The organism is Sphingomonas sorbitolis, assembly GCF_036663875.1.
GTDB lineage: Bacteria > Pseudomonadota > Alphaproteobacteria > Sphingomonadales > Sphingomonadaceae > Sphingomonas.
Map to the genome: position 1 here is coordinate 25,148 of NZ_JAXOJS010000015.1, position 6,239 is coordinate 31,386.

A 6,239-nucleotide genomic window follows, 5' to 3' on the forward strand; every position below is an offset into this window, starting at 1 on the left:
GCCTCAATCTCGAGAGCATCGTCTAGCGACGAGACCATTTTCCGCAATGATCGTCCAATCGCGATGCCCGGCGCATGCGCGGACGAAATGTAAGGTGCGCGGATTGCGGCCCGACAGCCAGATCTCCCGATCGTCCGGGTCCCTTGCAAATTGCAGGACCGTCGCTCGGGTCTTCGTGGATCGCATTGCCTGTCTCGATATCCCCGACGGTGCTCCATACCCGGCGCATGAATGACAGGTCCAGGGGCTGGCCTGACGATGCGCGTGCAGACATCGCCCGTCCCTCGAACTGAACGTGGCCATGGCAACAGCCGGAAAACCGTGGCTGCCGACCGTCTGAGGTTCGTGACCGCCTGATCGGCCGCCAGGTTACGGCCCCGGAACCGGCAGGATCAGACAGCTACGGAACATCGAAAAAGGAGAAGAAGGATGACCAACCCGAGCTCCATGGCTCTGCCTGAACCGACATCTCTCACGCCGGCAATGAAAAGCCGTGATGGCAGTGGGCAGCAGCCCACCGCCGGAATTCTTCAGAAGAGTGAAGAGAAGAACCCGAAGAGGGGAAAAAGAGGTCGGCGAAAGCCAGCTTCGCCCCTTCAGGTTCTTCATATCCCCGTCACCTCGCACCGCGAGGTTCCCGACCATCCCGCCCGGCCACCATTCGACCCCACCGACACCATGTGACGGTGGGTCGGAGGCATTGCCGTGCCTGCGAAAGCATTAGCCTATGCTTCCCCACCACATCCTCACCGCCGTCTCGATCCTGACGATCGACCTTGGCCATCACCTCTCCCGCCCCTTGCCCGCCGTCATCGGTGCCGGCGTCTTCACCGGTCGCGTTGATCGCGGCGAGGTCGACTTCGAGCTCGACACCCTCGTGCTGGCGCCGACCGACACCTCCGCCTGCCTGCTCTCATGGCTCGATCTGGCGCTCTACGATGAGCATGCCACAGTGACCGGCTATGATCTGGGTGAGGCGACCGCTGCACTCGAGACCTTGCCGGATGCGGGCTGGTCGTCTGCGCTTCGCCTGCTCGGTGGACACGGCCATCAGCGGATCATCGATACCGTCGTGCGCGGTCCGGATCACACGGCGATCGGCTTTGTCGAAGCTGCGCTATCGGCCGGCATTCCCCGCACCTCGCCCGACAACGACCTCGCGTTCAACGCCTGGATGACCGGTCGTCAGGCGTTGCTTGCCGACCGGCTGGCGACAGATGCGATCGCCTGCTGGCGGCTCGCAATGAGCCGCATCGCCGATCGCAGTGCGCTCGGTCACCGCGTCAACACAGCGATCGAACGGCATCTGGCCGACTGGCTGCGCCGTCAGGGCAGCCCTGCCGCCGCTCTCCACCTCGACAGCCTCGCCCGCACCGGCAGCTGAACTCCCTCATTCACGAAAGCCATTCTTATGTTCGATACCATCATGGCACGCGGCTTCGAGCCGCGTGCGACCGCCATCGCCGCCCGCACGATCGGCGGCTGCTATCAGGCGTGCTACTACCCAGACACCCGGCCGTTGATCGGTCTTGCCGTCTTCTCGGTCATCCCGCTGAATGATGGCTATCGCTTCACCGCGGACGCACGCGCGATCCGCGACGGCGAATTGCCAGACGTGCTTCTAGGCTGGCTGGACAAACGCGTCCCGGCCGACGGCGCCGTCATCAGCTGGGATCACTGGTGGCCCCTGCCTGCCCGCCTGATCGCGCTGACCGATGATCGTCACGCCCGCACCCGCACCGCGGCCGCCGGCACTGCGACGCGCTGGCGCGATCTGCCGCGATCGCTGACCTGGCATCTGCGCCATGCCCGGGCTGCGGCGATGCCCTGCCTGTGTCCGACCGGTGACACCGCGCCCTGCCGCCCGGCCCTCCCGGCCGAACTGCTCCCCGATCCTGCCGTTACCGAACGATCCCTCATCGACGAGTCGATGCGCGGCTGGACGACATGGGCGAGCCTGTTTCGTGACTTCGACGATGCGATTTCGCCTGCGCAACTGGCACTCACCGCCGCCCGCGACTGGTCGGCCGCCCGTATCGCCGACGCTGGCTGACGCCTGATCTGCAACCCCCACAGTAATTCGAGGACATATCATAATGAACGCCATGACCAATCTGCCGCTGCACGCCCGCCGCGTCGTCAGCATCCGCCCCGTCTCCGCAAAAGGATGGACCGCCATGAGCGGCGACCGCCGCGCTACCCACGCCAGTGCCACCGCCAGCTACCACTACATCACCCGCACCGTCGGCAGAGATGACCAGGGGGCCATCGATTTTAGCCACCGTGACGATCTCGTCGGCTACGGTCTTGAACTCCCCGCCAACCATCCGAACTGGGCGACCGACGAGGGGCGGATCTGGCGTGAGCTCGACGCGGCCACCGCCACCATGCCTGCCGATACGGTCCGCGCCTGGCACGTCGTCGTGAGCCTTCCGCCCGAAGGTGATGCCGACGAATGGGTGGCCATGGTGCGGGACTATGCCACCGCCATCGCCGTGGCGGGACCGGTCGTCGCATGGGCAATCCATGCCCGTGGCGACGGTGCCGACGGCTGGGCGATCCCGCCGCACGCGCACCTGCTCCTCACCACCCGGGTGTGGCGCCATCACGCACGCCACGGCCTGCCCGTGGCCAGCTGGTCTGGCGCTGCAATGCGTGAGCACCTGCATAGCCGCTGGCTTGAGAAGCTGCCCTCGCCCATGCGCATCGCGGCAGCCAGTCCTTACCGGGTCGGTGTGACCACGCCTGCCCACCCCGACTGCTCGCGTCTCGCTGCGCTGTTCGGTCCCGGTGTTCCGGCGAAACCACCGCGCCAGGCGCGGCGCTCACGCCGCCGATGCTACCGTATCCGCAAGACAGAACAGGCGTCCCAGGGGTAAGTGGTCACTGCGACGTCCCGTATGTGAACTGCGTCCGAACGCCGCGAACCATCATGAAGTCCGGCAACCTTTCACGCTGACCGGATCACTTTTGGCCAGGAACCGGCCCTTCGGCCCCCTGCCCCGCTTTCTAAACGAACGTCCGTTTACGAGGATCGCCGCCCGAAAGCAGACGGGCCGCTTTGCCACGAGAGAGCCGCCCTTCTGCGTTGACAGGATGGCCCATCTCAGTGCCCCCTGGAAGCCGCGGCGTTATCTGCGCCGATCAAGGTTCCGCTGCAGCGCGGCGATGGCCTCGTCACGATCGACCCCGTCACGCAGCATGATCCATTGCACGGCGTTGCCGCCACAATGGCAGGCAAAGCAGTACCAGGTCCGGCAATTGACGAAGAGACTATGCGTGAGATCGGCGTGAAACGGACAGGAACCACGCTGCCGATCGCCGTCCGCGTCGAATGGCCGCAGGGGCGTTGTGGCGGCGACGAGGTCAGCAAGCAACCTTGTACCGGGGGGTGTGAACGCCTCGTCCATGATGTAGCTCTTCTGCAAATACCCTTTTGCCCCATCCTGGCAGGCTATCGCAACTTTGCCACTATGCCCCTGTGGCGGCCAACCATAATTGCTTAATCCAGGGGTTGGTGACGACAAGGGTTGGCCCGCCGCTCCCGTCATCGGCATTGTCGAACCGAAAGACGCTGGACGTTACCAACTGGCCGCGCTCCAGCCGGGAGAGGAGTGCGGCGGAGATGCCGGCCGCGGCGGCGGCCTCAATCAGTGTCATGCCCCTACCCTGCCGAGCGTCCCTGATCGCCTCGCCGAACGCGATGATCCGATTACCCCATGCACCTTCGAGGAAGGTTCGGTGGCGAGCGGGTGCCGAGGCGGCCGGCAGTTCCGCCAGCCGTTCGCCTCCAGGCATGTCGTTAACGAAGGTGCGCGGATCGGCGCCCGAGGCGATTGGATGCGCGACATGGTCCCAGCCAAGGTCGAGGATGTCGAGCAGCGCGTCGAGCGTGACCGGACCGGGCCAGGCAGCGCCGCGCTCGATCTCCGACAGCGTCTGCCGCGTGATCCCGGCGCGCCTAGCGATCTGCGCCTGCGTGCCGAACGGCTCGCTGTCGAGCCGGCCCTGACGACGACGCTTGAGAAATTCGCCCAGGTCGCCACGCAGCTGTCCCGATCCTTTGGGCAGCAGCAGGCGACTGGGCTGGCTTCGTACGGTCATGACGGCCGATATACTGCCATTGAAAAATAAATGTCAGCACAATGTCGGGTTTTTGCAGGTCAAATTTTGCGTTTCCTACAATCCCGATATGGTCGATCCCGCCATCATACCACCGCATCGGACCGATGCCGTACCCGCATCGCGAACCGACCTGTGTGAGCGGCTGGCGTCGCTCGACGATGCCCTTCTCATCCTCCTGGCAAAGCGGCTCGCGCACGCCCTGCTTAACGAGACCGTCGGAACGATCGATCGGGAACGCTCGGAAATTTCTTCCCGCCCGCTTGATTCCGCCAGCCCCGATTCGCACTCTTCCTGAATCTGACATGTCGAAAGGCCCGCACCCATGACGCACGCTGCCGTCGCCTATGGCCGCAAGAGCTTCGACGACCCGGACGACCGTACCGCCTCGGTCGCCGACCAGCGCGTGTTCGCCGAACGCTATGCCGAGCGCCACGGGCTGGCACTGATCGCTTTTCACGGCGATGACGGCATCACCGGCGCGACGATGGAACGGCCCGGCCTGCGCGACATGCTGGCGCTGATCGCCAGCGGCGGTGTCGACGTCCTCATCATCGAGGATGTCGACCGGCTGAGCCGCGACGCAGAGCATCTTATGTACATGGTGAAACTGTTCCGGCTGCACCGGGTGGCGGTACATACGGTGGTAGCCGGCAGGATCGACGACCTGGTGATGGCGTTCAAGGGCATCATCGGCGAGCAGCAGCGCATGCGCATCGCCTATATGACGAGGCGCGGGCTGAAGGGCAAGGCGATGCGCGGCGGCGCGACCGGCGGCAAGGTTCTCGGCTACCGGCGCGAGATCATCGGCGACGAGGCCCAAGGCGGCGAGCGCGACCGGCTGGCGATCGACGTCGAGCAGGCTGGCCTCGTCCGGCGCATCTTCCAGCTCTATGCCTCAGGCCACAGCCTCAAGCAGGTCTGCGCCATTCTCAACGCGGAGGGCGTGCCATCGCCGCGCGCCCGCGAGCGCGGCCGGTACAATGCCGGCATCTGGAACCCGACGACCCTGTCAGGTGACCCGGCGCTTGGCGAGGGCATTCTCAACAACGAACTCTATATCGGCCGGCGGATCTTCAACCGACGCACCTGGATGGAGGTACCCAACGACCAGCGCGGCTTCCGCCGGCAGCCGCGCCTCAATCCGGAAGCCGAATGGATCGTCCGCGACGAGCCGGGGTTGCGCATTATCGACCAGCCGCTGTGGGATGCAGTCAAGGCACGGCAGACGGCGGCGCGCGCGGCGCGCGATGCGCGGTTCACGCTGACCGGGCGCAAGCTGGCCGGCGGACGCGAAGCCGGTCATCTGTTGTCAGGCCTGGTGCGGTGCGGCTGTTGCGACCAGCCATTCCTGGCGAGCGGCGGCGGCCGCTGGCGGTGCAAGGGTCATCGCGCCGGCGCATGCGACAACGGCTCGATCACCACGCGCGAGTTGGAGACGCGCGCCTTGGCCGGCATCCGCGAGCGACTGCTCACGCCGGACCTTATCCGCCGCTTCGCCGCCAGCCTGCAGCAGGAGCTCGAGGAAGCGGCCCTCACCGCCAATGCCGACCGGCACCGGCTCGAGGCGGACCTGCGCGACGTTCGCGCCCGGATCGCCACGCTGGTGACGCATATCGAGGAGGATGCTGATGCGCCCCGCGCGCTGAGTGCGAGGGTCAAGCAATTGGAACAGGACGAGACGGCACTCGAGCGCGCGGTCCTCATGGCGCCCGACCGGCAGGTCGTGCGCCTCCCGGCCAATTACGAGGCGATCTATCGACGGGCGGTCGTCGATCTCGACGGTCATCTGGCTTCGGGCGATGCCATGGCGGCGCGCGCGGCGATCCGCCCGCTCATCGAAAAGATCGTGGTGCAGTCAGGTAGCGCGCGCGGCGGCAAGCGCCGCACTATCCAACTGCACGGCGATCTGTACCGGATGCTTGACATTGCAGCTGTTACGACAGGCGGAGAAACGCAAACGGCCCGCCCGGTAAGGGGCGGGCCAGTTGTGACTGGAATGGTTGCGGGGACAGGATTTGAACCTGTGACCTTCAGGTTATGAGCCTGACGAGCTACCGGGCTGCTCCACCCCGCGACGTTCGCTTTCGCGAAGGGGGTATGAGACATGGTGAATG

The 6,239-nt window shown here is 65.6% G+C and carries 7 protein-coding genes and 1 tRNA gene; 5 read left to right on the top strand and 3 right to left on the bottom strand.

What is annotated here, in order from left to right:
- Positions 1-429: 429 nt before the first annotated feature.
- The 4 genes from U1763_RS20780 to U1763_RS20795 are packed head-to-tail and all read left to right on the top strand — an operon-like array spanning position 430 to position 2,879.
- Positions 430-684: a hypothetical protein gene (locus tag U1763_RS20780; RefSeq protein ID WP_332756819.1), complete on the top strand. Its 255-nt coding sequence runs from the start codon at positions 430-432 to the stop codon at positions 682-684.
- 43 nt (positions 685-727) lie between these two features.
- A complete protein-coding gene (locus U1763_RS20785; protein ID WP_332756820.1) occupies positions 728-1,384 on the top strand; it encodes a hypothetical protein in 657 nt (218 codons plus the stop codon).
- 27 nt (positions 1,385-1,411) lie between these two features.
- Positions 1,412-2,053 carry a hypothetical protein gene (locus tag U1763_RS20790; protein ID WP_332756821.1) on the top strand — a complete coding sequence of 214 codons (642 nt, stop codon included), beginning with the start codon at positions 1,412-1,414 and terminating at the stop codon, positions 2,051-2,053.
- A 43-nt stretch (positions 2,054-2,096) separates the two neighbouring features.
- On the top strand, positions 2,097-2,879 hold the full coding sequence (locus U1763_RS20795; RefSeq protein WP_332756822.1) for a MobA/MobL family protein: 783 nt from the start codon (positions 2,097-2,099) through the stop codon (positions 2,877-2,879).
- Positions 2,880-3,131: 252 nt separating this feature from the next.
- On the opposite strand, the gene U1763_RS20800 is transcribed toward U1763_RS20795, so the two are convergent.
- Together U1763_RS20800 and U1763_RS20805 are read right to left on the bottom strand one after the other, a co-directional pair.
- On the bottom strand, positions 3,132-3,410 hold the full coding sequence (locus U1763_RS20800; RefSeq protein ID WP_332756823.1) for a CHC2 zinc finger domain-containing protein: 279 nt from the start codon (positions 3,408-3,410) through the stop codon (positions 3,132-3,134).
- Positions 3,411-3,471: 61 nt separating this feature from the next.
- A complete protein-coding gene (locus tag U1763_RS20805; protein WP_443026954.1) occupies positions 3,472-4,104 on the bottom strand; it encodes a helix-turn-helix transcriptional regulator in 633 nt (210 codons plus the stop codon).
- 343 nt (positions 4,105-4,447) lie between these two features.
- On the opposite strand from U1763_RS20805, the gene U1763_RS21190 reads away from it, so the two are divergent.
- Positions 4,448-6,166, top strand: a complete 1,719-nt coding sequence (locus U1763_RS21190; protein ID WP_443026955.1) for a recombinase family protein — start codon at positions 4,448-4,450, stop codon at positions 6,164-6,166.
- Here the strand turns inward: U1763_RS21190 and U1763_RS20825 are convergent.
- Positions 6,123-6,199 (bottom strand) — tRNA-Met (locus U1763_RS20825). The genes U1763_RS21190 and U1763_RS20825 overlap by 44 nt on opposite strands.
- Positions 6,200-6,239 lie beyond the last annotated feature (40 nt).

What these genes read in the sequence shown, in the direction of transcription:
- U1763_RS20805 (WP_443026954.1), bottom strand. Translation starts at nt 4,104, where the DNA reads ATGACCGTACGAAGCCAGCCCAGTCGCCTGCTGCTGCCCAAAGGATCG.
- U1763_RS20790 (WP_332756821.1), top strand. Translation starts at nt 1,412, where the DNA reads ATGTTCGATACCATCATGGCACGCGGCTTCGAGCCGCGTGCGACCGCC.
- U1763_RS20780 (WP_332756819.1), top strand. Translation starts at nt 430, where the DNA reads ATGACCAACCCGAGCTCCATGGCTCTGCCTGAACCGACATCTCTCACG.
- U1763_RS20800 (WP_332756823.1), bottom strand. Translation starts at nt 3,410, where the DNA reads ATGGACGAGGCGTTCACACCCCCCGGTACAAGGTTGCTTGCTGACCTC.
- U1763_RS20785 (WP_332756820.1), top strand. Translation starts at nt 728, where the DNA reads ATGCTTCCCCACCACATCCTCACCGCCGTCTCGATCCTGACGATCGAC.
- U1763_RS20795 (WP_332756822.1), top strand. Translation starts at nt 2,097, where the DNA reads ATGAACGCCATGACCAATCTGCCGCTGCACGCCCGCCGCGTCGTCAGC.
- U1763_RS21190 (WP_443026955.1), top strand. Translation starts at nt 4,448, where the DNA reads ATGACGCACGCTGCCGTCGCCTATGGCCGCAAGAGCTTCGACGACCCG.